19 protein-coding genes are annotated in these 26,005 nt (G+C 60.1%); 9 read left to right on the top strand and 10 right to left on the bottom strand.

Annotation, left to right across the window (positions count from 1 at the left end):
* Positions 1 to 71: 71 nt before the first annotated feature.
* A complete protein-coding gene (locus LDN90_RS09895; RefSeq protein ID WP_223948890.1) occupies positions 72 to 1,169 on the bottom strand; it encodes a LacI family DNA-binding transcriptional regulator in 1,098 nt (365 codons plus the stop codon).
* 206 nt (positions 1,170 to 1,375) lie between these two features.
* Here LDN90_RS09895 and LDN90_RS09890 point away from each other — a divergent pair, with 206 nt between their 5' ends.
* The 6 genes from LDN90_RS09890 (at position 1,376) to LDN90_RS09865 (ending at position 8,263) form a co-directional block, all read left to right on the top strand.
* Positions 1,376 to 3,481, top strand: a complete 2,106-nt coding sequence (locus tag LDN90_RS09890) for a beta-galactosidase (protein ID WP_223948889.1) — start codon at positions 1,376 to 1,378, stop codon at positions 3,479 to 3,481.
* A 44-nt stretch (positions 3,482 to 3,525) separates the two neighbouring features.
* Positions 3,526 to 4,878, top strand: coding sequence for an extracellular solute-binding protein (locus LDN90_RS09885; RefSeq protein ID WP_223948888.1), 1,353 nt, complete (start codon positions 3,526 to 3,528; stop codon positions 4,876 to 4,878).
* Positions 4,879 to 4,948: 70 nt separating this feature from the next.
* Complete coding sequence (locus tag LDN90_RS09880; RefSeq protein ID WP_223948887.1) at positions 4,949 to 5,905, top strand: sugar ABC transporter permease; 957 nt, start codon at positions 4,949 to 4,951, stop codon at positions 5,903 to 5,905.
* The gene (locus LDN90_RS09875) at positions 5,902 to 6,834 is read left to right on the top strand and encodes a carbohydrate ABC transporter permease (RefSeq protein WP_223948886.1); all 933 of its coding nucleotides are present in this window, start codon (positions 5,902 to 5,904) and stop codon (positions 6,832 to 6,834) included. The genes LDN90_RS09880 and LDN90_RS09875 overlap by 4 nt, the downstream gene beginning before the upstream one ends.
* 13 nt (positions 6,835 to 6,847) lie before the next feature.
* Complete coding sequence (locus tag LDN90_RS09870) at positions 6,848 to 7,057, top strand: hypothetical protein (protein ID WP_223948885.1); 210 nt, start codon at positions 6,848 to 6,850, stop codon at positions 7,055 to 7,057.
* 195 nt (positions 7,058 to 7,252) lie between these two features.
* The gene (locus LDN90_RS09865) at positions 7,253 to 8,263 is read left to right on the top strand and encodes a LacI family DNA-binding transcriptional regulator (RefSeq protein ID WP_223948884.1); all 1,011 of its coding nucleotides are present in this window, start codon (positions 7,253 to 7,255) and stop codon (positions 8,261 to 8,263) included.
* A gap of 114 nt (positions 8,264 to 8,377) precedes the next feature.
* On the opposite strand, the gene LDN90_RS09860 is transcribed toward LDN90_RS09865, so the two are convergent.
* Complete coding sequence (locus tag LDN90_RS09860) at positions 8,378 to 9,424, bottom strand: LacI family DNA-binding transcriptional regulator (RefSeq protein WP_223948883.1); 1,047 nt, start codon at positions 9,422 to 9,424, stop codon at positions 8,378 to 8,380.
* Between the two features lie 326 nt (positions 9,425 to 9,750).
* Between LDN90_RS09860 and LDN90_RS09855 the strand changes: the two genes are divergently transcribed.
* On the top strand, positions 9,751 to 11,979 hold the full coding sequence (locus tag LDN90_RS09855) for an RICIN domain-containing protein (RefSeq protein ID WP_223948882.1): 2,229 nt from the start codon (positions 9,751 to 9,753) through the stop codon (positions 11,977 to 11,979).
* A gap of 86 nt (positions 11,980 to 12,065) precedes the next feature.
* Here LDN90_RS09855 and LDN90_RS09850 read toward each other — a convergent pair whose 3' ends face one another.
* From LDN90_RS09850 to LDN90_RS09820, 7 genes are all read right to left on the bottom strand, one after another.
* Positions 12,066 to 13,856: a DUF5605 domain-containing protein gene (locus LDN90_RS09850; RefSeq protein ID WP_223948881.1), complete on the bottom strand. Its 1,791-nt coding sequence runs from the start codon at positions 13,854 to 13,856 to the stop codon at positions 12,066 to 12,068.
* 74 nt (positions 13,857 to 13,930) lie between these two features.
* Positions 13,931 to 15,859, bottom strand: coding sequence for a beta-L-arabinofuranosidase domain-containing protein (locus tag LDN90_RS09845; protein WP_223948880.1), 1,929 nt, complete (start codon positions 15,857 to 15,859; stop codon positions 13,931 to 13,933).
* 141 nt (positions 15,860 to 16,000) lie between these two features.
* Positions 16,001 to 17,050, bottom strand: a complete 1,050-nt coding sequence (locus LDN90_RS09840) for a hydroxyacid dehydrogenase (RefSeq protein WP_223948879.1) — start codon at positions 17,048 to 17,050, stop codon at positions 16,001 to 16,003.
* A 118-nt stretch (positions 17,051 to 17,168) separates the two neighbouring features.
* Positions 17,169 to 18,776: a family 43 glycosylhydrolase gene (locus tag LDN90_RS09835; protein ID WP_223948878.1), complete on the bottom strand. Its 1,608-nt coding sequence runs from the start codon at positions 18,774 to 18,776 to the stop codon at positions 17,169 to 17,171.
* Between the two features lie 139 nt (positions 18,777 to 18,915).
* On the bottom strand, positions 18,916 to 20,469 hold the full coding sequence (locus LDN90_RS09830; protein WP_223948877.1) for an ABC transporter substrate-binding protein: 1,554 nt from the start codon (positions 20,467 to 20,469) through the stop codon (positions 18,916 to 18,918).
* Between the two features lie 81 nt (positions 20,470 to 20,550).
* Positions 20,551 to 21,465: a carbohydrate ABC transporter permease gene (locus LDN90_RS09825; protein WP_223948876.1), complete on the bottom strand. Its 915-nt coding sequence runs from the start codon at positions 21,463 to 21,465 to the stop codon at positions 20,551 to 20,553.
* Positions 21,466 to 21,548: 83 nt separating this feature from the next.
* The gene (locus LDN90_RS09820; RefSeq protein WP_223948875.1) at positions 21,549 to 22,592 is read right to left on the bottom strand and encodes an ABC transporter permease subunit; all 1,044 of its coding nucleotides are present in this window, start codon (positions 22,590 to 22,592) and stop codon (positions 21,549 to 21,551) included.
* A gap of 325 nt (positions 22,593 to 22,917) precedes the next feature.
* Here LDN90_RS09820 and LDN90_RS09815 point away from each other — a divergent pair, with 325 nt between their 5' ends.
* On the top strand, positions 22,918 to 23,682 hold the full coding sequence (locus LDN90_RS09815) for an alpha/beta hydrolase (protein WP_223948874.1): 765 nt from the start codon (positions 22,918 to 22,920) through the stop codon (positions 23,680 to 23,682).
* A 135-nt stretch (positions 23,683 to 23,817) separates the two neighbouring features.
* Positions 23,818 to 24,891: a LacI family DNA-binding transcriptional regulator gene (locus LDN90_RS09810; RefSeq protein WP_223948873.1), complete on the top strand. Its 1,074-nt coding sequence runs from the start codon at positions 23,818 to 23,820 to the stop codon at positions 24,889 to 24,891.
* On the opposite strand, the gene LDN90_RS09805 is transcribed toward LDN90_RS09810, so the two are convergent.
* Positions 24,892 to 25,995, bottom strand: coding sequence for a LacI family DNA-binding transcriptional regulator (locus LDN90_RS09805; protein ID WP_223948872.1), 1,104 nt, complete (start codon positions 25,993 to 25,995; stop codon positions 24,892 to 24,894).
* Between the last annotated feature and the right edge of the window lie 10 nt (positions 25,996 to 26,005).

Below are 26,005 nucleotides of genomic sequence, written 5' to 3'. Positions count from 1 at the left end.
GCATGTAGCGAGCGGGGCGGCGGTGTGGGAGAGCCTGCGGTGCTGAGGCGCCTGCCAGCGGGTTTTTAGTTTTACTGCCCGGACAAGTCGGATAAGTTCCGCCCTACCGGGCCCGTTGATTTCCGGGCGACGAGGCGGGATGGCAGGGCTGGTCTGGGAGGAAGTACGAGGTGCTCGATCTGGGCAAGGAGCTGTTCGACAGCGTTGCGGCCTTGGGTGGCAAAGTCAACCCGGAGTGTGGTCAACGGCGGCGCGAAGTAGGCCGCTTCGGGGATGTCGTCAATGCCGGTCACGCTGACGTCCTCGGGAATGCGGTAGCCGCGTTCAGTCAGCGCAAGCATCGCACCCAGAGCCATCTGGTCATTTGCGGCGACCACAGCGGTGACAGGAAGGGGCCCTTTGAGGCTCATGATGGCGTCGTACCCGGATTTGGCCGACCAGTCGCCATACAAAACGCCATGGGAGCCCAGTCCGTGCTTTGCCACAGCGCGCTCATAAGCCCGGACGCGGTTCCGCGCGGCTGACCACGCAGTGGGCCCGGCTATATGCAGCAGCCGCAGATGTCCCAGGCCTGCGAGGTGGCTCAACAGGGCAGGCAGTCCCACGGACGTGATCTCGGATGGATGCCCACCACGGGCGTCATCTTCCTCGGCAGCTATGTACGCGGGTACACGGAAGTCCGCCGCTTCGAAAGCTTGCGTCATTTCATCGGTTGATGACAGCGCCAGGACGCCGGCGAGATCATGCTGCATGATCAGCTCCAGGGCCTGGTTGATGGCGTCCCGGTTGCTCATGTCCAGCGTGACGATGTCCAACAGGTAGCCCGCCTCGCGAGCGGCAATGCTGGCACCCTGGGCGATCTTGCTGGGACCCACTTGGTCAATTTCATGGGTCAGGGCACCGATGCGGTGGGATCTGCCGGTCGTCAAGGAGCGTGCAGCAAGGTTCGGCCGGTAGTCCACTTCATGGAGGGCCTTTAGGACCCTTTCCCGTGTTTCGGGTCGGATTCCTTGGTACCCCCGCAGGAAGCGGCTGACCGTCTGGTGGGAGACCCCAGCCAGCCTCGCCACGTCGTAGATCGTCGGGGTCTTCGTAGGGTCGACATCAGAACGGTCAGTTGGGTCTTCGGATCCAGCTTGATTCATGCCTTTAGGCACTTCCAGTTCCATACGGGCCCCCTGATCCGCCCTTCCGGGCCTTGGTGCCGAGACGTTCGGTCTCGTGCGTACTGAAACTACTTTACCGGCAACATCGCCGCGGAAGCGCGATGTTTGTTTCCGGTAACAGAAAATTCCAAATAGCCTTGTTTCCGGTAACATCCTCCCGTAACGTACCTCACATACCTTTCGAGCACGACAACGGAGTACACGTCTCAATGAACCTTCGCCCTTCAGTTTACGAACCGTCCGGACTGCTGTTCGGTGTTGCCTATTACCCTGAGTACCACCGCACGGATCGATTGCACCAAGACCTCGATTTGATGCACGACGCAGGGATTAATGTCATCCGTGTAGGGGAATCGGTGTGGTCAACGTGGGAACCCCGTGACGGCGAATTCGATCTTGAGTGGTTGGCTCCGGTCCTTGATGCCGCCCAAGAGCGCGGCATCAAGGTCGTCCTTGGGACCCCGACCTACGCGGTTCCGCCTTGGCTGCAGGAGGCACACCCTGAAATCGCGGCGGAGCGCCGCTCCGGAGAGCCCATAGCGTGGGGCGCCCGGCAGGAGGTTGACTACACTCATCCCGGCTTCTTGTTCCATGCTGAGCGTGTCATCCGTGCCGTACTGGGTCGCTACGCTGGCCATCCAGCAGTCGTAGGTTTCCAGGTAGACAACGAACCTGGACTGGAGATTTTCCACAACCACGGTGTTTTCGTGCGCTTCCTACGATGGTTGAAGGCACGGTACCAGGACGTCGAGACCCTCAACCGGGAATGGGGTTTGACGTACTGGTCCCACCGGATCGGTGATTGGTCAGAGTTGTGGCGGCCGGACGGAAACACTTTCCCGCAGTACGACCTGGCGTGGCGGCGGTTCCAGGCGGAGCTGACCACCAATTTCATTTCCTGGCAGGCAGGGCTGGTCCGCGAATATGCCCTCCCCGGACAGTTTGTCACCACTTGTCTTCAGTACCCGCGCCGGGCGCTGGATGACGAGCAGTTGTTCTCCAATCTCAACATCGGGGCCGGCAACCCGTACTACGGCATGCAGGACCACTTGGACGCGCACGAGCAGCTTGCGCAGCCGAATTACTGGACCACGACGGGCGTCGCGGGGCTGTTCCGCCAAGCGGACCGGATGTATTCATCCAAGCAAGCCCGGTACCTCGTGACGGAAACCAACGCCCAGTCCATCGGCACGGCAGACCAGAACTTTCCGTCCTACCCGGGGCAACTGAAACAGTCTGCCTTCGCACTTATTTCCCGGGGCGCCGCCATGGTCGAATACTGGCACTGGCACACACTCCCCTACGGCACCGAAACGTACTGGGGCGGGCTACTGCCCCACAGCCTCAAGCCAGGCAGGGTCTACACCGAAGTGGCGGAAATCGGCGCCGAACTCAAGCAAATCGGGCTGGCACTCGACGGCTACGAACCAGACGCCGACGTAGCGATCCTGTGGTCGAACCCCAGCCGCTACGCGATGCAGTACATGCCGCCCCTTCACCGTAACGGTGCCCCTGATGAGGAATCCTACGAACGCATCGTGGACGCTTTTCACCGTGGCGTAATTGGCGCCGGGGGCCAGGTCCGCATCCTCCACATCAGTCAATCCCATGCCATCGGCGCTTCGGAGCTTGCCCGCAAGTTTCCGATTCTTGTTGCCGCCGGCATCTATATCACCACCGACGAGGACCTGAACCTACTGCGCGACTACGTCAAAGAAGGCGGGCACCTCATCATCGGACCACGCACCGGCTACGCCGACGAAGAAGCCCGGGCGCGGGTCGCAGTAGCACCGGATAAGCTCAACGACCTCGCAGGGGTCTGGTACGAGGAGTACTCGAACCTGGACGGTGCTGTCCGCGTTGTCCCCAGCCCCAACGGGCTGGTCCTGGACGAATCGGCTTCGGCGGAGGCCTGGATTGACGGGTTGAGATCCGAAGGCGCGAGCGTCCTCGCCCAATACGACCATCCGAGGTTCGGCGATTTCCCGGCCGTCACCACGATGTCCCAGGGCAGTGGCCGGGTCACTATGGTCGGCTGCGTTCCTTCTCCGGGACTGGCACGGGGAATCTTTGCCTGGGCGGCACCGACTCCCGTCGCCACTGAACTTGCCGGGGAGGTCAAGCTGCCCTTGTATGTGTCCTCCGGCACGGTGGCCGGAGGGAGCCGTGCATGGTTCGTTTTCAACTGGGGATGGGACAAGCAGGAGATCACCTTGGCCCTGCCCGTCTTCGATCCTGTCTCGGGCATCAGCCACGAGGCGGGCACAATTCTCTCACTTGACGCGTGGGGCACCAGCACGTTCGTCAGCCGGTGAGTATCCGGATCATTGATCCACCAACAACCAAAGAAAGAGCCACGATGAAGAAGGCGTCAAAAACAGCGGCGGCCATGGCCGTGCTGGCCGGTATCACCGGATTCATGATCACCGGCTGCTCCCCAGCCGGCACATCCCCCGCACAGTCAGCCACGGCCATGTCGCAGGAGGACTTCGACAAGGCCATGAGCACCCCGACAAAGCTCACGTTCTGGACCTGGCTTCCGGACGTCCAGAATGAAGTAGCCCTGTTTGAGAAAAAGTACCCCCAAATCGACGTCACAGTCGAGAACGTCGGACAGGGCGGGGAGCACTACCAAAAGGTTCGCACCGCCCTGCAGTCCGGCGACGGTGCCCCTGACGTGATCCAGCTTGAATACCAGTACATTCCCTCATTCAACCTCACGAACTCCCTGCTGAATCTCCGCCCGTACGGGGCAGACGACATATCCGGTGACTACGTGGATTGGGCCTGGAAGCAAGTCTCGAACGACAAGGGCGTGTGGGCCGTCCCCCAGGATGTGGGACCGATGGGCAACCTCTACCGGACCGACATCCTTGAAAAGGCGGGCATCACCAAAGCACCGGCAACCTACGAAGAGTACGCGGCCGACGCGAAGGCCGTGAAAGAAAAGACCGGCTCCTACATCTCGAACCTGCCCACCAACGACCCCGCTCAGGTGATCGGGCTCTTGTGGCAGGCGGGCGTCAAGCCGTTCAGCTATGACGGTGACAAAACGGTCGGCATCAACGTCAACAGCGCCGAGGCCAAAAAGGTGCTCGCCTACTGGCAGGACCTGATCCAGAAGGACCTCATCTCGGTGGACGCAGATTTCAACGACCAGTACTACCAAGGTTTGGCCAGTGATAAGTACGCCGGCTGGCTGACCGCAGCCTGGGCGCCGATCTTCCTCCAAGGCACGGTTGAAAACACCGCCGGAAAATGGGCCGCAGCCCCGCTGCCGCAGTGGAGCGCAGGTGAGCAGGTCTCCGGAAACTGGGGAGGCTCCTCTGACGCCGTGCTGAAGACCACAAAGAACCCGATCGCCGCAGCCGAACTGGCCAAGTTCATCAACCACGATGAAGAATCCACCAAGATGTTCGCAACCAAGCAGTTCCTGTTCCCCGCCGCCAAGAGCGTGCTGGAAGACTCCTCCTACACTGACCAGAAGGTCGCGTTCTTCGGCGGCCAGCAGGTCAACAAGCTGTTCGGGCAGATCTCAAACACCGTAGACACCGACTTCCAATGGCTTCCCTTCACCGAATACGCCTACTCGCAGTTCAATGAAATTGTCGGCACGGCCATCGGCGCCAAGGGCGACCTGAACACCGCCCTGGACAAATGGCAGGAAACGCTCGTCTCCTACGCCAAGGACCAAGGCTTCACCGTCAAGTAACACCCTGCCGGGAAGCGGGACCCTGTCCCCGCTTCCCGGTTCCCAAATCAGCCCCAACAAGAGGATTCCAGTGGCAAGCGACACCATCATCCCGGCCACCCGGAACGCAGGATCCACCGTCCGGCGATCCACATCCAGCCGCCGCACCCAGGTCACAGCGGCCTACCTGTTCGTTCTCCCGTTCTTCATCGTGTTCATCGCGATGCTCGTCATCCCCCTCGGCTACGCCGGGTACCTGAGCCTGTTCAAGAGTCAACTCATCGGTGGGCTTTCCTTCGCCGGGCTTTCAAATTACGTCGAGGCCCTCACCGACCCTGAGTTCCTTGCAGGGATCGGCCGGATGGGCGTCTTCCTCCTCGTGCAGGTTCCCATCATGCTGGCAGTCGCCCTGTTCCTTGCCCTCGCCCTGGACAGTGGCAGGGCCCGGGGCTCGAAGGCCCTGCGTCTGCTCTACTTTGTGCCCTATGCCGTTCCGGGAGTTGTGGCCACCCTCATGTGGGGCTACCTGTACGGTCCCGACTTCGGCCCCTTCGCGCAACTGTTCCACAGTTTCGGCCTCGAATCGCCCAACTTCCTGGGCCAGCAATCGATCCTTGGTTCGATGATGAACATCGTCACCTGGGAGTTCGTCGGCTACAACATGATCATCATGTACGCGGCGCTGCGCGGAATCCCCGGGGAACTCTACGAAGCCGCGGAAATCGACGGGGCCAGTCAATTCCGCATTGCCTGGAACATCAAGATCCCCGCCATCCGACCAGCCATCATCCTGACCGTCATCTTCTCCATCATTGGCACGTTCCAGTTGTTCAACGAACCCAGCCTGCTGGACGCCATAGCACCCAACGCCGTCACGAACGGCTTCACCCCAAACTTCTATGCCTACAACCTGGCGTTCGTCAACCAAGACGTCAACTATGCTGCCGCGATCGCGTTCCTTCTTGGCATCGTCATCGCCATTGTCTCGTACGTCGTTCAATTGCAGACCCAGCGCGGCGAACGACGGCAGCGAAAGGCCAGCAAATGACAACCATGCACATCACATCAGACACCACCAACGAACCTGCACCCCCGACGACACCGGCACCCCGCAAAAAGCTCCGCCCCCGGGAAAGCCAGCGCAGTACGCTCCTCACGGTGCTGCTGTGGCTGTGCGCCCTGTACTTTATCCTCCCCCTGTTCTGGTTGATCGTTGCCAGCACCAAATCCAACGCGGACCTGTTCTCCACCTTCGGACTCTGGTTCGGCAAGACCTTTGAACTCTGGAACAACCTCGTCTCCGTCTTCACGGTACGGGACGGACTGTTCCTGCAATGGGTCATCAACACAGTGCTCTACGCAGGTGTCAGCGCCGTCATCGCCTCCATCCTGGCAACAGCAGCCGGATACGCCTTCGCGAAGTACCAGTTCCCCGGCGACAAACTGCTCTTCAGCATCATCCTCGGCGCGATCATGATCCCCCTGACTGCCCTGGCGTTGCCCACCTACTTGCTCTTCAACACGGCCGGACTCACGAATACCCCCTGGGCCGTCATCCTGCCCTCCCTGGTCAGCCCCTTCGGCGTCTACCTCATGCGCGTCTACGCCGCCGACGCTATCTCGGATTCACTCATCGAGGCCGCCCGCGTCGATGGAGCCGGTGAATTCCGGATCTTCTGGCAGGTCGGCTTCAGGCTCTTGGGTCCCGGCGTCGTTACAGTCTTCCTCTTCGCGCTCGTCGCTACCTGGAACAACTACTTCCTCCCCCTCATCATGCTCAACAGCTCATCGCTATACCCGCTGACCGTCGGACTCGCCCAGCAACAGGCCGCCAGCGCAGCCGGAGGCGGAGCCCAAGCCCTGTTCTCCACCGTCATCACCGGCTCACTCGTCAGCATCGTGCCCCTGATCATCGCCTTCCTGGTCCTCCAGCGCTACTGGCAAGCCGGCCTCACCACAGGCGGCGTCAAAGAATAGAAAGGAATCACCCATGACGGCTGCACCAGCAACCATCGACATAAAGGTAACCAACCCTGCGGCGTTGGACGAACAACTCGACAATGCCCACCAGTCACTCCAAGCTCTGGCCCTGCACACCAGAACCCATGGAATTCTCGTCACCCGCCACGCTCCCGGCAGATACACCGTGCAACTCTCTGACCAGGTCCCCTATGGAATAACGCAACAACGAATGCTTTGAAAACCCGAACATGAGTTTCGTGAATCCCCTACCAGACACGGTACCGCCAGCCGCCGTCGCCACGATGAAGACGGCGGCTGGACAGTCATGTTGCCTCGTTGAGGCCGAACAGCTTGCTTCGGCAATACATGCATCGGTGTCAAAACCACGGGCCGTCCCCCAGTTGAAGAACCAACTCCCACCCAATCCGTCAAAATGATGGCGCCCTCCCCCGATTCCAAAAACCGCCGCGTCACCATCAAGGACGTTGCCCGAGAAGGTGGCGTGTCAACGCAGACTGTTACCCGGGCGATAAACGACATGCCGGGCATTAACATTCACACCAAAGACCGGATCCGCAAGCTCGCCGAAGAACTCGGCTACACACCAAGCCGCTTTGCCAAAGGGCTTGTGCAAGGTGCCGGGACGTGCGTCGGTATGGTGGTGCCCGAATTAACAAACTCCTATTTCCCCGCCGTCGTTTCCAGCGTTGTCCACCACGCCACCCGACGAGGTTGGCAAATCACGCTCAACGAGTCCGCTTCCGATCCAGACACTATGATGCTGGCAATCGAGCAAATCGCACCACAGGTTGACGCAGTCATCGGATGGTCAGGCAGCGGACTTGCGACCTGCCAAAGGGTTTTGGGAAGGCGCCCGCTGGTCCTCTTGGACCACCCGGAGTACCCCGGTGCCGCCGGAGAAGTGTCCTTTGACTACGTCCATGCGGCCCAGCTCACGCTCAGCCATCTCATCAGCCAGGGACGAACGAGAATTTCCTACCTCGATTCCGCTCCCCCTTTAGGACTGTCGGTCCGTGCACAAGCGTTCGCTCGGCAAGCAGGTGAAATTGGTGTTCCCGTAACCTTCCTCAATGCCGAAGGCTCTGCGGAGGGCGCACGAACGGCGGTGTCCTCCCTCATGGAAACGAATCTTCTTCCGGATGCCCTCATTACCTTCAACGACGTCATGGCCATTGGCGCAATGAAAGCCATCGCCGCCGCCGGTAAATCGGTTCCGCGAGAGTGCTCCGTCATCGGAATGGACGGCATAGCTATAGGTGAGTTGTTGACGCCGGAACTCAGCACACTATCGCTCGATTTCAACGAGGTTGGGGCAACAACTGTTCAACTTGTCGAGGACCTCCTTGACGGAAAGATCTCCCCCGGTGCTATGGAAGCCAAACGAACCCTGAGACATCGCATGGTCTACCGGCAATCAAGCTGATTACACGCTCCGGCCGATGGCCGTGTGCAGCGTGGGATCTCCTCAGCCCGCGAGGGAGCCCAGAAGTTCGGGCATAGCAATGGGCGCTCGGGGCTGGAGGGTAATCGTTCTGCTTCAGCGTTTTGCCGGACCTGTCGATTTCCGAACGATCAGACTTGACGGGAGGCTCGGACTGTGCGGCAGCACACGGTGCTCTATCCGTGCCAGGAGTTGTTCGACGGCGATGCGGCCTTGGGTCGCGAAGTCAACCCTGAGTGTGGTCAGCGGCGGCGCGAAGTAGGCTGCTTCAGGGATATCATCAATGCCCGTGACGCTGACGTCGTCGGGAATACGATAACCGCGTTCAGTCAGCGCAAGGATTGCACCTAACGCCATTTGGTCGTTTGCGGCCACAACAGCCGTAAACGTGAGCGGACCCGACAAGGCCATGATGGCGTCGTAACCGGACTTGGCCGACCAGTCCCCATCGAGGACACCCTGGGAGCTCATCCCACACTCCGCAGCTGCCCGCTGGTAAGCCCGAACGCGGTTGCGTGCCGCGGAATAAGTGGTGGGCCCGGCGATATGCAGCACTCGCTCGTGACCCAAGCTTGCGAGGTGCCCTACCAGTGCGGGCAGCCCTACAGAAGAAAGTTCGGAGGGATGCCCTCCGCGGGCGTCATCGCTCTCGGCAGCTACGTATGCCGGTACTCGGAAGTCGGCAGCTTCGAAGGCCTGAGTCATCTCGTCAGTGGATGAAAGCGCCAGCACACCGGCCAGATCGTGCTGCATGATCAACTCCAAGGCTTCGTTAATCGCGTCACGGTTACTCATGTCGAGTGTCACGATGTCCAGCAAATACCCTGCCTGACGGGCGGCAAGACTGGCCCCCTGCGCAATCTTGCTGGGGCCGACTTGGTCAATCTCGTGCGTCAAAGCACCAATACGGTGGGATCGGCCGGTCGTCAATGAGCGGGCAGCAAGGTTCGGCCTGTAGCCCAGTTCTTGGAGTGCGTTGATGACCCTGTCACGGGTTTCGGGGCGTATTCCTTCATAGCCCCTAAGGAAACGGCTCACCGTCTGATGTGACACGCCGGCGAAGCGGGCCACATCGTAGATTGTTGCGGGCTTGGACGGATCGAGACCGGGTTGCTCCAGGTCTTTGGGCAAATCCAACTCCATGTGTAACCCCCAGAAACATCGGACCCTTCCGGGCCTCTGAGCCGAAACCTTGGGTTCAGCGTATCGCAGCCAGTTTACCGGAAACATCGCATCGAATGGGACGCCATGCCTTCAGTGGCACAAAGTTCTGCAGACTCTTGTTTCCGGTAACACTGTCTTGTAGCGTTCCTCACAGTCCTTCATGGTGCCAACGAAACACAAGGCTCCATGAACGCATCCCCACCTTCCCGATCGTCGCCGTGTACAACGGCGCCTCGGAATCCGCGAAATCGGTGAATACACCAAGGCGGGGCCAAACAGTTGCCACCAACCCCAAAGGAGGGGCTATGAAGGAAAGAAGGCTGGTGAAGGCTCTTGGAGTCTTCGTTGCCGCAGTGTCACTTTTGTACCTGCCCGCGATCAGTGCCCAGGCCTACGCACCCGAGGGCGGGGTTATGTACCAGGTTCCCGCCGATCAGCCCTGCCTTAAAGGTCGCGGCAACTGTGCCATTTATGTGAAGTCGACCCAGTTGCCGAGCGGGCGTCTGGTGGCGACGTTTGAGAAGTCAACCGTCGTTGCCGAGTCTCAAGGGGCTACCGGACAGACGCTCCCCGTCTATAAGAGCGATGACCAGGGAACGTCATGGCAGCCGCTGTCAGAGGTCAAGGCACCGGCTTACCTTTCCAGCGACCCTCAGTTCGCCAAGTACACCAGCAACTGGGCGAGCCCCTACCTTTACACGCTGCCGCAGGATGTTGGAAACCTCACGGCGGGTACTCTCCTGCTGGCAAGCACCGTGACTGGTGAGGACGCCTACTACAAAGAGCACAAGGCCGCCGATCCGAACTGGGTGCCGACAAATGACGGAGACCGCAAGGACATGGCGCTCGCGCTCTTCTCGAGCACCGATGGCGGAATGACGTGGAACGTCCTGAACGTCATCGCGACGGCTGGATGGCAGGGCGGCAGCGCTGGTGCGACCGGAACGAATATCGCCGCGGAGAACACGGCCCGGCAGGTTGACCCCATCTGGGAGCCGTTTCTGATGGTGCATGCCGGCAAGCTCGTGGCTTACTATTCCGACGAGAATGACTATCTGGGCTTTGATCCGGTCACCGGCGTGCCGATCCTTGACCCGAACAACGCCGCGGCCCCGGACTCGGAGGGTCAGATTCTTGTCCACAAGACCTGGGACGGCACCAGCGCTTCCTGGAGCGCGCCCGTCGTGGACGTCTCGGGGTCCACGCAGAACATGGGCAGCGGCAAGACCGAGATCGGCGGCGGACGCCCCGGGATGACCACGATCGCCCAGACCACGGACGGCAAATGGTTACTGACATACGAATACTGGGGCGGCGGAACCAACGTCAGGTTCAAGATTGCCGATGACCCCCTGCAGTTCCGCTCTGCCAGCGATTTCGACGGCGAAGAGATCACCGGACTACCGGTAGACGCAGGTTCCCACTCATTGGCTCAAGGCGGCAGTCCCGTTCTAGTCACCCTCCCCGACGGGCGGATTGCCTACAACGCCGCGGGCAGTGGAAACGTGTGGGTCAATAACAGCGGTCGCAGCGACGGCGCTTGGACGGAGTACCAGACACCGGTCGGATCCGGATACACCCGCAACCTTCAATACGTGAACGGCACCGGCCGGATCGTCATACTGCAGGCGAGCTGGGGCGGCGCCGGCAGCCAGGCCGCGATTCGCTACGGCGAGGTGGACCTCGGAAAATCCGATGGCACCTACTACAGGGTGGTAAACCGCAAAACCGGCCAAGTGATGGGCACGGGAAACAACACCAATGACGCGAACATCGGCAACGCAGACGTCCCCGACGTCGTCCTTGAACCGACAGGCGCGGCGCAGAACCCCGATACCCAGTACTGGCACATGGTCACCAAAGCCGACGGCAAGAAGACACTCCTGAATAAATCCGGCGGACGCGAGGCCTCCATCTGGACCGGAAACGCGACGACAGGGCAACGCATCGGACAATGGGTGGACAACAAAGCGTCAGGCAGTTGGAACGTCATTGACAACGGCAACGGCTACTACCGCTTCCAGGCAGCGAAGAACACGAACGTCTACCTGACCGGTTCCACAGCCGGCTCACCGCTGACACTCCAGAACTCTGCGACCGATGGTTCACAGGAATGGCAGCTCGTTGCCGAGCAGCAACCGCAGGCCAAGGCAGTCCTGGGCGCGCAATCAGGGAAATGCCTAGACCTGAAGTCGTTCGATCCCCGGGACGGCGCGGTCGTGGACATCTATACGTGCGACGGCGGCACGAACCAGAAGTGGACTCTCGACGCCTCAGGGCAACTCGTCAACGCCTCGTCCGGGAAATGCCTCGATGTGAGCGGACAATCAGTCGCCGATGGTGCCTTTGTGCAGCAATGGTCCTGCACTGGCGGAACGAACCAGAAGTGGAGCTACAGTCCTTTGACCCGGCAGCTTATCGGGCAGCAGTCCGGCAAATGCCTCGACGTCAAAGAAGGAAGCACAACCAACGGATCCCCGGTGGTGATCTGGAATTGCAACGGCCAGACCAACCAGAAATGGACCATCAGGTAGGAAAGTCCTGAATATGCAGACCCGTTAGCCGATTGGTCTGGAACACCAGTGGGCGAGGCACTACAACAGTGCCTCGCCCATTTCGTCTAGGCTTGCGGATCAACGTTGCCGCTGGCGGGTTCTTCGGTTATGGCACGAAGGCGGATGGCCATGTACTGCCGGCCTGGTAGATCAATGCTGAACCTACCCTCATAAGTTTCGGGGAGGGTCTCAATTGTCATGTTCCAGGTGTCTACGATGTCGATCTCGAACTGCACACCGGAGGGCTTTACGAAGCGTCGGTACCGTGGCTGGTTGAATCCGAGATATATCAATTCGTACTGATCCTTTATCCCGGCGCTGGGTGCATCCCCGTAACCTTTGAGGGGTTCAAGGTGCTTTTTGGGGCTTTCTTCCATTACGCGCTTTAGGAATCCAATCCTGTCCGGGCTCGTTCCATGCAGCCGTCCACCTTTGGCCCACCAGAGGATGTCGTTCGGAGCGATGTATGTTTCCCCGTGACCGACGTAGCCCCCGCGCACCGCGCCCTCCCAGCAACGGCGCGTCATTTCCTCACCTGTAATGTTGCCCCAGCCTTGGTCGATATTCCCTTCATAGGCACATTCGTCGATGACTACGGGTTTATGCCACTCCTGCCGCCACGTTGTTGTCATCTCGGCGGTTAAGTAGGCATCTATACGTTGGATGCTGCAGTGCGTGATCCAGGGCCTTGAGTGGTCATACATCTCCCTGCAGTTGTGGATCGAGATGAGGTGGTTGTTCGGGTCATTCTCTTGCACCAGAACAGCAAAACGTTCCCAGTCCTCGACGGTTTTCTCGAAGAGGAGGTCGAACTCATTGGCTAGGGACCACCAAATGTTCCGGTGAGAAGCCAGCCTGGCAGTTATGTACTTGACGTACAGGTCATCCGCCGTGGCGTTCATGCGCGAAAAGCCCCATCTGTCGTAGGCGTGGAACAGGATCAGATCGGCCTCGACGCCCAGCTCTTCAAGTTGTTCGATTCGCCCTTCCAGACGGTGATAAAAGAGTGGGTTGGGTCGAAAATAGTCGAATCCGTCCTGGAACGACCCCTCGTAGGGGTAGATCTCAGGCTCGTTTTCGTTGAACATGTACGACTTGGGAAACACGCACATTCGCACCTTGTTAAAGGGGCCGGAAGCAAGAGTGAGCAGAGTCTGCTCCTCCAGTTCGCTGCCTTGGTGGGTCCAGGCGTAGGATGTCGTGCCAACCGGAAGGTACGGGGTGCCGTCGTCGTATGCGAAGTGGAATGTGTCGGCCACGCGGACGAGTCCGCGTGATTCCGGGAGCGGGGCAGCTGCCGTAAAGCTTCCCGAAATGGCGTCCAAGGACTTGGCGTTGCTACGGGTTGTGAACGTCCACTCGCCTTCGGCGGGGACGAGCAGACGAATCCGATATGTGCTGTCGCCGTCATAGAAGCCAGAAACCGTCAGCGTTTGATTATCCGAGGTGAACTCCGCTGACAGTTCGACGTCTGTAAACGGATTGCCATGGGACGGGCCGTGAAGTCGCACCTCATACTTCTCCCATTTCCGTCCTTCGGCTGCGTACTCTGGGTGGCGGCCGGCGAGGACCGGTGATCCAGAGTCCTCGATGGCAGCGAGCGGTTTCCGCGCTATTGTCCGGTCCACCGATGGCGAGGGCTGCAACGCCTCGATCATCGCTAGAATTTCATCCCTCTTCGCCGGGTTGTCGCGCAGGGATTCCTCTGTGCCAAGTATCAGGCCCAGTTCGTAGTGGTACAGCGTGTGCAGGATGGGGTTTGCTGTCAGCTCAGGGATGTGGTTGGCAATGATCTGGAAAGCCGCGGGGTCGCGAATAACGTCGGCGAGCAAGGTTGCAGCGTTGAAGTGCGCCATGGTTGCCTTTCTGCGGAGAAAGTGTGGAAGTCCTTCATCGGCTGTAGGAGTGGTGGTCTGTCCAAACTCGACTGCTACGCCCGGGCAGGGATCCAGATCCGCATCGTGGAGGCTCCCCGCTCCGCCCAGGAGTGGTAGCGGACTAACGGCACTTCAGCAGCGATTCGTTCGTTGGCAGCGCTTGCGGCAGTTTCTGAGGCGAACGGCCATTGGCTCTGTCGTGCAGGCGTTCGCACCACTGTGCTCAACGTGAGGTTGACTGTTCCATCGGAGTAGGTCAGGCCGGATGAGACGTCTACCAGAACGTCTTCAAGCGCAACGCTTGAAGGCAGATCGACGGATTCCAATGCGAAAACCTCTGGCCCTCGTTCAATTGCCACGCAGCCGCGGACTGCATCTATCCGATCATCTGGCATCGTGAACCGTGGCTCCATAGGCAGCTCGAGGAGCAGCTGCTGACCGGGTTGGAACGACCGGGTCACAGTCGCCATTCCGGGTGCCACACGTTGCACACCCTCTCCTGCAGCAATGGTTGCACCGTGGGCCCAGTCCGGTACCCGTAATGCCACGGTGAAGGGGGTCGCCGGTGCTTCGACGATGGTGACTTTGATACTGCCGCTGGCAGGGTAATCCGTCTCGATGGCAAGTTCGACGGGGCCAGAAATGATGTCAGCACGGATCCGGGAGGCAGCATACTGGTGGATCTGAACGCCTGTCTCATCCGATGTAGCCAGGTAGGATCCGAGGCTGGCCAGCGTCCGGGCAACGTTCGGCGGGCAGCAGGACACCTCAAACCACGCCTCCCGGCCACTTGATCCGCCTCGGATGCACACCCCGTCTTCGTTCAGCGGGGCCTCGCCTACGCTGGTTCGTTGGTGCAGCGTGTTGGCGTAGAAAAACGATCTGCCGTCGGGGGCAGGTGACGTCGCCACAATGTTGTAGAGTGTCCGCTCGATGAGGTCTGCGTACTTTGCCTCTCCGGTGGCTAACAACAGCCGCCAACTGAACATCACCGACGCAACGCCCGCGCAGGTTTCGCAGTACGAACGGTCCGGGGGGAGCACAAAGTCGTCCCCAAATGCCTCGTCCATATGGTGCGAACCCATGCCGCCGGTGATGTACGTCCGTCGGGCGACAGTGTTATGCCACTGTTGCTTCAAGGCATTGAGCAGCTCTTGGTCATTGGTTTCGACAGCTACATCTACGGCGCCAGCGGCCAGGTAGAGCGCCCGAACTGCGTGACCACGAAGGACTGTGGCGGCCCGCACGGGAACGTCGTCCTGCCAGTATGCTTGGCCGAACTCAATAAGTGGCAGTGTCCCTGTACCGCGGCGCTCGATGAATATCTTCGCCTGATCAAGGTAGCGACGCTCCCCGGTGAGCCTGGATAGCTCAACGAGGGCGGATTCGATTTCGGCATGACCGCACACCTTGTTGAGGCCCGAGGAACCGAACATAGTGCACACGTGATCAGCGAGCTTCATGGCTACAGCCAGGAGCTTCTCTGTCCCTGTTGCACGGTAGTTGGCGACCGCAGCCTGAATAAGGTGACCGAAACAGTAGAGTTCGTGGCCCCATTTGAAATCGGAATAGCGGGGCTGCTGCCAGGGGCGGCCAAAAAGTGTGTGGAGGTACCCATCTGGATCCTGCGCTGCTGCCAGTTTGTTGATGAACGATTCCAATGTCCCGTCGAGGTCAGATTGCCCGGTGCGGGCATGCTCCCAGGACATAGCTTCGATGAGTTTGTACACCTCGGAGTCCGCGAACTCGCGGCCGCGGTGTTCATATCTTTCGCCGGTCGCCGCTTTTTCGAGGTTGCCGAGCCATTCCAGACGGGTGACCCAATCCGTTCCGTGGGGGATGATTGCCTCTTGGTTCAACTGTTGCCGATCGCCCCAGAAGCCTCCCGCCAGCTGGACCGCAGTCAACGGTAGCGGTGAGAAGGTTCCAGTGCTTGGTGTCACCGGCGCAGCGTAGTGAAGTTTCTCGTCTGTGATTTGCATGTAGTCTCCTTTGCCCGTGGGGCTTTAGTCTTCTGGGGTGTTGATCGTGCGACGCAAGGTCAGCGGCGAGCCGAGCGGCTCCATGCACCGGGGCCTGCCGGAGGATACCGATAGCGCCGGCGCGTCAGTAAATAGTCATCGCTATGCCATCTTTGCAAGGTCGGTCAGCTCAACAGGGAACTTCGGTGGCAGGCCTGCCGCGTAGAGTTCGATCTCGTCCAGAGCGTAAGCGGCAAGGCGGTGCAGTTCGGTCCCCATTGAGCCTGCGATGTGCGGGGTCAGCAGGACGTTGGGCAACCCGTACAGCGGATCTCCCGTGGGCAGTGGCTCGGGGCTTGTGACGTCAAGATAGGCGTTAATTCGGCCCGTGATGAGTTCGTGTCGCAAAGCCCAGGATTCGACCAGTTCACCTCTGGCCGTGTTAATCAGTGTCGCTCCGTCTTTCATGGCTGCAAGTTGTGCCTGCCCGACCATGTTGATGGTCTCGGGCAGGACGGGTGCGTGAATTGAGACGATGTCACTACCTGCCATCAGATCGTCGAGTTGGACGCGAGTGGCGCCCAGTCTTCGCGCTTGTTCGTCCGAAAGCGTCGGATCGTAGAGGAGCGCGTCGAAGTCGAAGGGCTGCAAACGATCCAAAACAAGGCGCCCGATGGTCGAAGCCCCGACGATGCCCACTACTCTGCCGTAACTCCCTGTACCTGGAAACTCCAGCTCCCGGTCAATCTTGGCCTGGCGCTGAACGTAGAGGTGGCTTGCTGCCAACGCTGACTTGCCCGCGAGCAGGATTAGCCCGAGCGTGAACTCAGCCACAGGCAGCGCGTTTGCCTCGGCGGCCGTGGTGACGCGGATCCCTTGTTCCCAGCATTCGGGCATGACGTGGCCTTTGACGCTGCCTCCAGCGTGGGTGACCAGCCGCAGCCGCGGCATTCTGCGCAGGACCTCTTTATCGATGACCGGTGAGAACCATCCCGTGAGCAGGACATCAACGTCTTCAAGATAGTCGTCCTGGACACGAGAGAAGTCTTGAATGACATGGCTGAAGTCGCAGTCTGCCACGGCTTCAAGTCTGGCCCGCAGTCGCTTGGAGAACAGCGCGTCCCGCAGCTCGATGTCCTGCATGGCCAGGGCAACCTTGGGTCTGAACCGGGGGTCTCCTGGCGTGTCAGAGCTGTGCTGTACTGCACTCAATTGACGTCCTTTTCACTTTCTGTGCTGGCGAACCCATTTATCGAGTGCCGTTCTGCCGGCCCATGGCGTCCGTGGTTGTTATTGGAAGTAAGAGTCATGCTGCTACCGGGGTTGTCTTTCAGCTCATGAACTCGACGTGTTCGTATTCGGCACTCCATGAGTGTTCTGCCACGTCGCTCGTTGCGATCCCCGTGAAGCATCCGGTGAAACGAAGTAGTCCGGCATGGTCGTCGCTGAGAAAGCTGATGTCCAATGGCTCGCCCAAGGGGTGCCAGAGTTCGCCGTCGTGGGAAGCAGCCGCGCTCACGGTTCCTTTGTGGAACGTGATTTCCAGGTGCACGGGGCCGCTCTCTCCGGGGTCGAAGCCCAGCATCTGCCCGTATTCGCCGTTATGGTCACGGCGTTCGACGGCAAGGACCCTCTTTCCTTCGTCCGTGGCTGTCACATGCCAAAAGACATGCCCGATTGTGTCGTAGTACGCGGCGACACCTGCACGGTGGGCTGGCTCATGAGGGTCGGCATGGACAACAGCACGAAGACGGGCGTTCCGTTCGGTGACGGGATGGGCGACCAGCGATTGCTTATCTAGCGAGCGGAGTGTGTCGCGGCCGGTGAGGCGCAGAACTTGGCTATCTGGATTGTCTATGGCCCAGGTGCTCCAGGTGTCGGTCGCAGGGACTCGTAGCGTCAGCCAGGTCTGGCCAAGAGTGGCCGGTGAGAGGATGCTGCGATATCTGGACGGTGGCTGGGGTTGTCCCTTGGTGCTTGCGGGAGTGGGCACATTCAGGGCGGGCCAATGTCCGCCGTGGGCCAGCCGGAGCCATCCATCATCGGTCCATCGAACCTGCTGAAGGCATGTCTCGCGCCCAAGCGGGCAAACGGCTCCCTCGTTGGCCTCTACCGGTCGGGATGCCAGATGGATCATGTACCAGTCGCCGTCGTCGGTTACGAGCAGTTCGCCGTGGCCGGCCTTGTGGAACCCAAAGGAGACCCCGTTTTTGCCGTCCCGTGCGACGGCGATGGGGTCAAGGTCTCGGGTGGTGAGGACGGGCTGGTGATCAGCCTCGTAGGGCCCCCAGACGTTGCGTGATCGTGCCAGACGGATTCCGTGGTTCCAACCAGTTCCACCCTCGGCGAGTAGGAGGTAATACCAGCCATCGCGGAAGTAGAGGTTGGGTCCTTCGGTCAGTTCCTCGGCTTGGTAGATGATCCGTGGCGTGCCGATCCTGGCCAGGGTGGCAGGGTTGAGTTCTTGAAGTTGGATGCCACCAAAACTTGGATGTCCAATGCGGTGGTCCCAGCGCAGGCCCACGAGGTAGAGCTTTCCGTCGGCGGCATGGAACAGCGAGGCGTCGAATCCGCGTGAACCAACGTACACCGGGGTGCTCCATGGCCCCTCAAGTGAAGGTGCGGTAGTGACGTAGTTGTCGACGTCCTTTGCTTTGCCAACGGTCCTGACAATGGTGAAAAGGAGCCAGTACCGGCCGCCATGGAAGTAGAGGGAGGGTGCCCAGATGCCTCCCGAATCGGGTATGCCGCGAAGATCCAGTTGGGCAGGATCGGTAAGGGCGTACCCTGCCGGGTTCCATGACACGAGATCGTTGGACGTGTGGAAGCGAACCCCGGGGAACCATTCGAACGTGCTGGTCGCAACTACGTAGCGGCCTTCGGCGTTGATGATCGACGGGTCGGGATTGAAGCCCGGAAGGATTGGATTGCGGATCATGGTTTCTTCTCCATGGAGACTTGATGACATGCTCCCCAGCGCAGTTCCCGGCGTTATGGGCTGTGCTGTGGTTAGGGAGATCCTGGCTGACGTCGTTGCAGAAGTACTGTGGCCCGGGACGTCCCGGGCCACAGTGGGCTTAGGACTTCTTCAAGTAGGCGTCGGCCTGCTTTTCCATTTCTGCCTGGAGCGCCGGAAGGCCGGCGGAGTCTGCGGCCTTCTTCAGCTTGTCCAGCTGGGAATCCACATCGACCAGTCCGTAGTAGAGCGGGTTGGCGAACTCGGTGACGACATTGGCCAGGGCCGCCAACTGCTGTTTGACCGGGGTCGCATCCGGGATGAAGGATGCGAACGGGTCGGTGGTGAAGTTGTCGTAGTTCTGGGCCCAGTCGAAGATCTTCTCTTCCGTGGCCGAGATGGAGGCAGATTTGCGCTCCAGCGACGTTCGCCACGCCAGGGCGTAGCCGGGAAATGAGTAGTCGCTGAGTTGCTTGAACTTGTCGTCGCCGACTGCTTCCCAGTCCTTGCCTTCGACGCCGTAGGAGAGGAGATCGTGGTTTTCCTTGATGGAGAGCCAGTCCTGCAGCTGCAGGGCTCGGTCAAGATTGCCCGACTTGGAGCTGACCACTACGAGGTTGTCAGCCTGGAATGTCTGGTTCGGTTTTGCGGACAGACCGCCCTTGAGCGGCATGATGTTGCCCAGAGCCGCGCCCGGGACTGCCTTTTGCAGCGCCGGAAGAGCGGCACTGCTGGTGCCATCGGTGATGGCCCAGGTGGTGGCGAACTTTCCTGCCGTCCATTGACTCTTGATGGTGGCCGCGTCGGCGTTGAGCGCATCCGCGTTAATGATTCCGTCCTGGTGGTACTTGCGGATTCGGCGGAGAGTGTCGACCACGCCGGCGTTTTCCCAAAAGGGCACGGGCTTGGAGGAGCCGCTTTGCTTGGCGTCCTTGTCGAAGATGAAGAACACACCCTTGCCGCTGAACGCGAAGGCGATTGTGTCCGGGTTTTCCCAGGACTCGGCATTGAACATTGCGGTGGGCGTGGGAACGGCCAGGAGGTTGGTGTTGCTGGCATTGGCGCCGAATGGCACGACGCCGTTGCCCTTCTCCTTTACGGCGTAAAAGAATCGCTCAAGCTGGTCGTAGTCTTCAATGGTGCTGAAACCGAGGTTGTCGGCGAGGTCCTGGCGGATTGCGAAGTGCTGTACTCGCGCTGCACTGTTGACCTGCGGGATGCCCCACAGTTTGCCATCCCAGGTGTTGGATGCAAGCAGTTTTTCGGGCAATGCCGCGTTGAGGTTCTTGTACTTGGAGATTTCCTGGCTCAGGTCGGTCAGCGATCCGCTTTGCTGCAGTTGGGCCATGTTGAGCCATAGCGCCTGCAGCGCGGTGTCAAAGTCTTCTCCTGCGGTGAACTTCAGCAGCGCCTGCTGTTGGTAGTTGGACCAGTTGATGAATTGGGCGTCGAAATTGAAGCCGAGGTCTGACTGAAGTTTGGTGTTGACCTTGTCGAGGACTTCCTTCCAATTGCCAGGTGCGGCGCTGGGCAGCACGGCTTTGGAAGTTGTTCCCTTGACAGCTCCTCCTGCGGACGATCCTGAGGTGCCGCAGGCAGCGAGGCCCATGGCTACCCCAAGCCCGCCTGCCAAACCGAGGAAGCCTCGGCGGGAGAATCGGTTGTTTTCGAACATGTTGCACTCCTTTGTGGCGTCCCGGGGCGGGACTTTTGTAGTTGGTTAAGCGATGCTTTTACAGCTGGAGATGAAAGGTTCCTAGCCCTTGGTGGCGCCGAGTGTCAGGCCTTTGACGAAGTATCGTTGCGCGAACGGGTAGGCCAGAAGGATCGGTCCGATGGTGACTACGGTCAGGGCGAGCCGCAGTTGGTAGATCGGAGCTGCTGCTGCGCTTGCGCTGGGCAGTTGCGCGGCGCTGGTGACGTTGGCGATGAGGTTCTGCAGCATCAGTTGCAGCGGATATTTCTCTGGATCAGAAATGAACAGCAGCGCGGTAAACCATTCGTTCCAGTACGCGACGGCGTAGAACAACCCAATGACGGCGAGGATGGGTTTGGAAAGCGGCAGCACGATCTGGAAGAAGATCCGCAACTCCCCTGCCCCGTCCACCTTGGCCGAATCGAGGATCTCTTCGGGCAGCTGCCGGAAGAAGCTGACAGCAACGAACACCAGGAATGGGGCCATCATGTGCGGAAGAATCACAGCGAACCAGCTGTTCTGCAGGTTGAGGACCTGGGTGACCAGCAGGTAGAGCGGGACCAGGCCACCGCTGAAAAGCATGGGCAGGTAGGCGAAGACAGTCAGCGGTCGACTGATCCGCGGCATGCGTCGTGCGATGACCCAGGAGAGGGCGGCGGTGGCACAAAGAGAGAGAGCCGTCCCGACAATGGTGATGAACAGCGTGGCCGCGTACCCCTTGAGTAAAGCAGTGCCGCCGAAGATCGCTTGGTAGGCCTCCAGGGAGAATTCGCTGGGAAAGAAGCTGTACCCCTTTTGGGCAAGCACGGATTCCTTGGTGAAAGACCCGGCGATGATCATCCACAGCGGAATGAGTGAGAAGAGCCCGAAGAGGCTGACTCCGATGTAGCTCGCAACGGTAAAGGGTTCCGGTTTGGGCTTGGCCGTTTTGCTCGAGGTGTTCGAAACTCGGGATGTCCTGGTGAGTGCTGACATAGTGGAGTCCTGTGTTGTGGCTGGTTTTTCCGGGAGCGGTCCCGGCTGAGGATTCGGGTGGGCCGTCTTGGCGCGTGTGCTGGTCACAGGATCGTCGTCTCTTTGGAGTACTTGCGCTGCACGAGGACAGCAGCGGTAATCAGGATGAAGCCGACAATGGACTGGAAAAGGCCGATGGCCGCTGTGGTGCCGAAGTCACCAATGGTGCGCAGCGAACGGAAAACGTAGGTGTCGATGACGTCAGTGGTCGAGAACAGAGTGCCGTTATCGCCCACAATCGCGTAGATGGTGCCGAAGTCACCGTAGAAGATTCTCCCCACGCCAAGGACGAGAAGGATGGCCGCAGTGGGTCGAAGCAGGGGCAGCGTGATGGATACGGCCATCTTTGTACGACTGGCGCCATCGAGCATGCCGGCTTCGTAGACTTCCTCAGGGATGGAGGTGATTGCTGCCAGGAAGATCACTGACATGTATCCGCCCATTTGCCAGACTTTGACGATGGTGAGGATCCAGGGCCAAGGGCCAGGTTCCGTGTACCAGCTGACCTGAGGGAGATTGAAAATACCCAACATATCGTTGACTGCCCCGCCGTTTCCCTGGGCACCTGACAACAGGACTTGCAGCATGATGCTGATGACGATCGGGGAAACGAAGTAGGGAAAGAAGATCGCTGACTGCATGAACCGCTTGAAAAAGCGGGCCCTGAGCTCGTTGAGCATAACCGCCAACAACAGCCCTGCGGCCAGTGACGCAGCCAGGAACAGGACATTCAAGACCAAAGTGTTGGTAACAATCCGTGGAGCATCACCGCTGGCGATGAAGTACTTGAAGTTGTCCAGCCCGTTCCAGGGGCTCCCGAAAATCCCCTTGCTCACACTAAAATTCTTGAACGCTACAACCAGGCCAGCCATTGGCGCATAGCTGAACACGAAGAACCAGATGATCCCTGGTGCAGCCAACAACAGCAAGGCCCAAGAGCCCTTTCCGGCTTTGCGGGCCGGTCCGCGCGTCTTGGCCGGTTGGCCCGGGTCCTTGATGGTGGCGACACCTGTCATCACAGTCCCTGCGGGCGGCTGTGTGGTGTCAACCGTCAGATCGTTGTCGCGGGTAGCCACGCCTCTGCGCATGACACCCTCCCTTCGATTGTTCTTGCCGGCCAATATGCGACCCGCTCCTTGGTCATTCGGAGCCAGCCCGGATTCTTGGCCCGTTGGCGAAACTTGCCCCTCCTGCCGCCATTTCGGCGGGGCGGAAAGTTCTTGGTGATGAGATCTCGCTCACTGATATCGATATCAGAATAGGGCTTGCCTCCCTGTCGCGCAATAACCCCCCGCCCATTCGTTCAAGGTCGGTCTGCGAATGGAGCCGAAGGGTATCAAGCCTTGGGATTGATGACTTGATATCGATATCATAAACTGGTGTCCAGTAGTTCTACCTCGACAGGAGCCCTGTATGAAGATCCACACTGAGAGTCTGGGAACAGGCAGAGCTCTTGTTCTTGTCCACGGGTGGGGCTCGTCACACGCAACTTTCGACCGCCTGCAGCCGGCGTTGGCAGACATGACTCGCGCGATATCCGTTGACCTTCGGGGATTCGGCGCGACAGGCCCGGTCCGGGGAAGGCATGGCATCAGCGAGATGGCCCAGGACTTGGCCGAGTTGGCCAGCGAGACGGGCCCAATTATTGCCCTGGGCCACTCCATGGGCGGCAGTGTTGTCTCCCACCTGGCGCTGGCCAGACCGGATCTTGTCGCTGGCCTGATCGTCATCGATCCTGCGTACGGGGCTGATAAAGAGGAGTGCCGGGGGCTGCCCCAGCGGCGCCGGGACTTGGCCGCCTTGGGTTCGGCCGCGGCGGTGCGGGACCTCAGCGAGGCCTACTCCCCCACCCTGCCGGCCAGTGACAAGGAAGCCATCCGAAAGGACCTGGAGGCAAGTGACGGGCGCGTGCTCCTGGAGTCTTTCGACGGCATGTACATGACTCCGGACGCCTTGGGTCCTCTGCCGCAGGCGCGGCTGTGGCTTCGGAACCGTCCCGGTCCGGTTTTGGCAATCTATTCGACGGAAAAGGCAGCGGCTATTGAGGCCGCAATCTCTCCGGCCTCGACGATTCGTGTGGCCCCTTGCCCAGGGCATTTTGTTCATCTGGAGCACGAGGATTGGACTGTTCAAACGATCAGGGAATGGCTGACCGCAACTGGGCTGGTTGCCAGATGACCTTTCGCGAGCCGTCTGCGGTGCGCATACGGCTGCAAAGCAGACGTGACGTTAAGATAACGATACCGACGTCCCTGATCACTTCACCCGTTCAGGACCTGCCCGAACCGGGCGTCCCGAAAGTTAGGGCATGCCATGCTTGAAAGCAATAAGAGCGCCGTCATGGCGGGGGGGTCCAGGAGCCCGCGTGACGGAAGAGCACCTGTCATCGCCGATGTGGCAAGACTGGCCGGGGTCTCCGTGCCTACCGTCTCCCGTGTCCTAACAGGGAACATTCCTGTCAGCGAGGAGAAACGCCAGCGGGTCCTTGACGCCATCGAGGAACTGCAATACCGGCCGAGTTCACTCGCTCGGGCGTTGAAATCAGGCAAGCGGCGAATGATTGCCATCCTGACCGCCAGCACCGAGTTCTACGGTTATACCCGCACTATCGCAGGTATTGAGCGGGCCGCACGTGAATCGGGCTACTCTGTCGTCATTTCCACGGTGAAGTCACCTGACCCCGATGACGCGCTGGCGGCAATCGGCCCGGCGTTGGAGCAGCAGGTTGCCGGTGCCATTGTCATTGACTTCGATCCGGCCGGCGCGGAATTGTTGCGACAACTGCCCGCGCACGTTCCCGCGGTCGCAGCGTCCGGGTTTTCCAAGGGCCAGCCGGGCCACCCTTACGCATTCATCGATGAGTACTCGGCCGGTCGCGCCGTCACCGAATATCTCCTGGCTCTGGGCCATCCAACCGTGCATCACCTGGGGCTTTTCCCGCTTACGCAGTTCTCCGGGCGCTATCAGGGATGGATTGATGCCTTGGCAGATGCCGGGCTGACCCCGCCTCCAGTGCTGCCTGCGACGAGGTCCGTGCACTCTGGTTACGAGCAAGGACTCCGGATCGCCGATTCTCCGGAGATAACGGCTGTTTTTTGTTCCAACGACGGGCTCGCCCACGCTGCCCTGCGCGCGCTTCATGACCGCGGAGTCAACGTTCCTGAACAAGTGTCGCTGGTCGGGTGGGACAACCAGCCGTTCACCGAATTCACTTTGCCGTCACTGACTACCGTGGAACCTGGGTTCGGGGGCCTTGGGGCGCGGGCATTCTCACTTCTGCTTCAGCGGATTTCGGGTGCCGGAGACATCAAAGACACCGTAGCCGCACCCAAGCTCATTCTCAGAGACTCCGCTACCCGCCCGTCAGTGGCCGGCAGGGACGGCTGATCACTCGTGGAGGGCGCTGGTCGAGGCTCTGACCACCAGTTCCACCGGCAATACTTGAGGTGAATCCGGGCCGCTGTCCGTGATGAGCATCCCGGCTCGTCTGCCGAGTTCGCGGTAGGGCACCCGGACCGTTGTCAGGGCAGGCGTCAGATCGCCCATAAAGGGCATGTCATCAAAACCCACCAGGGAAACATCGTCCGGCACGCTCAGGCCGTGGTTCCTGAAGACCCGCAGCGCCCGCACCGCGATTTCATCTCGTGCCGCTATGACCGCGGTGAAATCTGCCCCTGTCGAGACGAGGTTCTCCAAAGCGGCTTCGCAAGGCTCCACCTCGAAGGTCGACGCCGGGATGATGGCCGGGTCGAGGTCCAGGCCGGAGTCCTTCATCGCCAGCTCGAATCCTCGAAGCCGTTGTTCAGCAGTGCTGTGGCCCTCAGCGGCGCCAAGGTAGGCGATGCGCCGGTGCCCCAGGGCCGCCAGGTGTTCGACGGCCGCCCGTATCCCGCCGATATTGTCGTAATCGACGCTCTGCAGCCCCGGGACAGAGCTCACATGTTGGTGTCCGCATAGGATCAGCTGCGTGTCCGTCGCCGACAGGAATTCCTGGTATTTCCGCAGCCGTTCTTCGTAGTCCTGGCCCGTCGGACTGGCCCCGACCAGCAAGACAGCTCTGGCGCGCTGTTCGCGCATCTGCTGCAAGGCCTTCATTTCACCGGAGGGATCTGCGTGGGTGGTGATGATGGTCAAAAGATCACCCAGTTTGGCGACTTCTTCCTCGACGCCTTGTGCAACATCTGCAAAGGTTGGACCGACCATGTGGCTTACCAGGAAGCCGACCGCCCGGCTTCCGCGTCCCTGCATGGATTGAGCCAATCCATTCACGACATAGTTGAGGTCCGCCATTGCTGCCAGAACCCGTTCCTTGGTCTGCTCGTGGACCGCAGGGTTCTGCGCGATGACGCGGGACACGGTCGATGTGGACACGCCAGCCCGCTCGGCGACGTCCTTCATGTTCACCACACCGGAACGCATGGGTCCGCGGCCGCGCGCTTTGGATGCAGTGGTCACGTCAGCGGTGGGTACGGGTGTGATCGTCGATTTCACGTGTTGATCC

It is taken from the genome of Arthrobacter sp. NtRootA1 (assembly GCF_019976975.1).
GTDB lineage: Bacteria > Actinomycetota > Actinomycetes > Actinomycetales > Micrococcaceae > Arthrobacter > Arthrobacter aromaticivorans.
Note: the sequence above shows the minus strand (reverse complement) of the source record. Positions and strands in the feature narration are given on the sequence as shown.

Excerpts from the sequence above, each read along its gene's own strand:
- LDN90_RS09895 (WP_223948890.1), bottom strand. The coding sequence starts at position 1,169 with ATGGAACTGGAAGTGCCTAAAGGCATGAATCAAGCTGGATCCGAAGAC.
- LDN90_RS09890 (WP_223948889.1), top strand. The coding sequence starts at position 1,376 with ATGAACCTTCGCCCTTCAGTTTACGAACCGTCCGGACTGCTGTTCGGT.
- LDN90_RS09885 (WP_223948888.1), top strand. The coding sequence starts at position 3,526 with ATGAAGAAGGCGTCAAAAACAGCGGCGGCCATGGCCGTGCTGGCCGGT.
- LDN90_RS09875 (WP_223948886.1), top strand. The coding sequence starts at position 5,902 with ATGACAACCATGCACATCACATCAGACACCACCAACGAACCTGCACCC.
- LDN90_RS09870 (WP_223948885.1), top strand. The coding sequence starts at position 6,848 with ATGACGGCTGCACCAGCAACCATCGACATAAAGGTAACCAACCCTGCG.
- LDN90_RS09865 (WP_223948884.1), top strand. The coding sequence starts at position 7,253 with ATGATGGCGCCCTCCCCCGATTCCAAAAACCGCCGCGTCACCATCAAG.
- LDN90_RS09860 (WP_223948883.1), bottom strand. The coding sequence starts at position 9,424 with ATGGAGTTGGATTTGCCCAAAGACCTGGAGCAACCCGGTCTCGATCCG.
- LDN90_RS09855 (WP_223948882.1), top strand. The coding sequence starts at position 9,751 with ATGAAGGAAAGAAGGCTGGTGAAGGCTCTTGGAGTCTTCGTTGCCGCA.
- LDN90_RS09850 (WP_223948881.1), bottom strand. The coding sequence starts at position 13,856 with ATGGCGCACTTCAACGCTGCAACCTTGCTCGCCGACGTTATTCGCGAC.
- LDN90_RS09845 (WP_223948880.1), bottom strand. The coding sequence starts at position 15,859 with ATGCAAATCACAGACGAGAAACTTCACTACGCTGCGCCGGTGACACCA.
- LDN90_RS09835 (WP_223948878.1), bottom strand. The coding sequence starts at position 18,776 with ATGATCCGCAATCCAATCCTTCCGGGCTTCAATCCCGACCCGTCGATC.
- LDN90_RS09830 (WP_223948877.1), bottom strand. The coding sequence starts at position 20,469 with ATGTTCGAAAACAACCGATTCTCCCGCCGAGGCTTCCTCGGTTTGGCA.
- LDN90_RS09825 (WP_223948876.1), bottom strand. The coding sequence starts at position 21,465 with ATGTCAGCACTCACCAGGACATCCCGAGTTTCGAACACCTCGAGCAAA.
- LDN90_RS09820 (WP_223948875.1), bottom strand. The coding sequence starts at position 22,592 with ATGCGCAGAGGCGTGGCTACCCGCGACAACGATCTGACGGTTGACACC.
- LDN90_RS09815 (WP_223948874.1), top strand. The coding sequence starts at position 22,918 with ATGAAGATCCACACTGAGAGTCTGGGAACAGGCAGAGCTCTTGTTCTT.
- LDN90_RS09810 (WP_223948873.1), top strand. The coding sequence starts at position 23,818 with ATGCTTGAAAGCAATAAGAGCGCCGTCATGGCGGGGGGGTCCAGGAGC.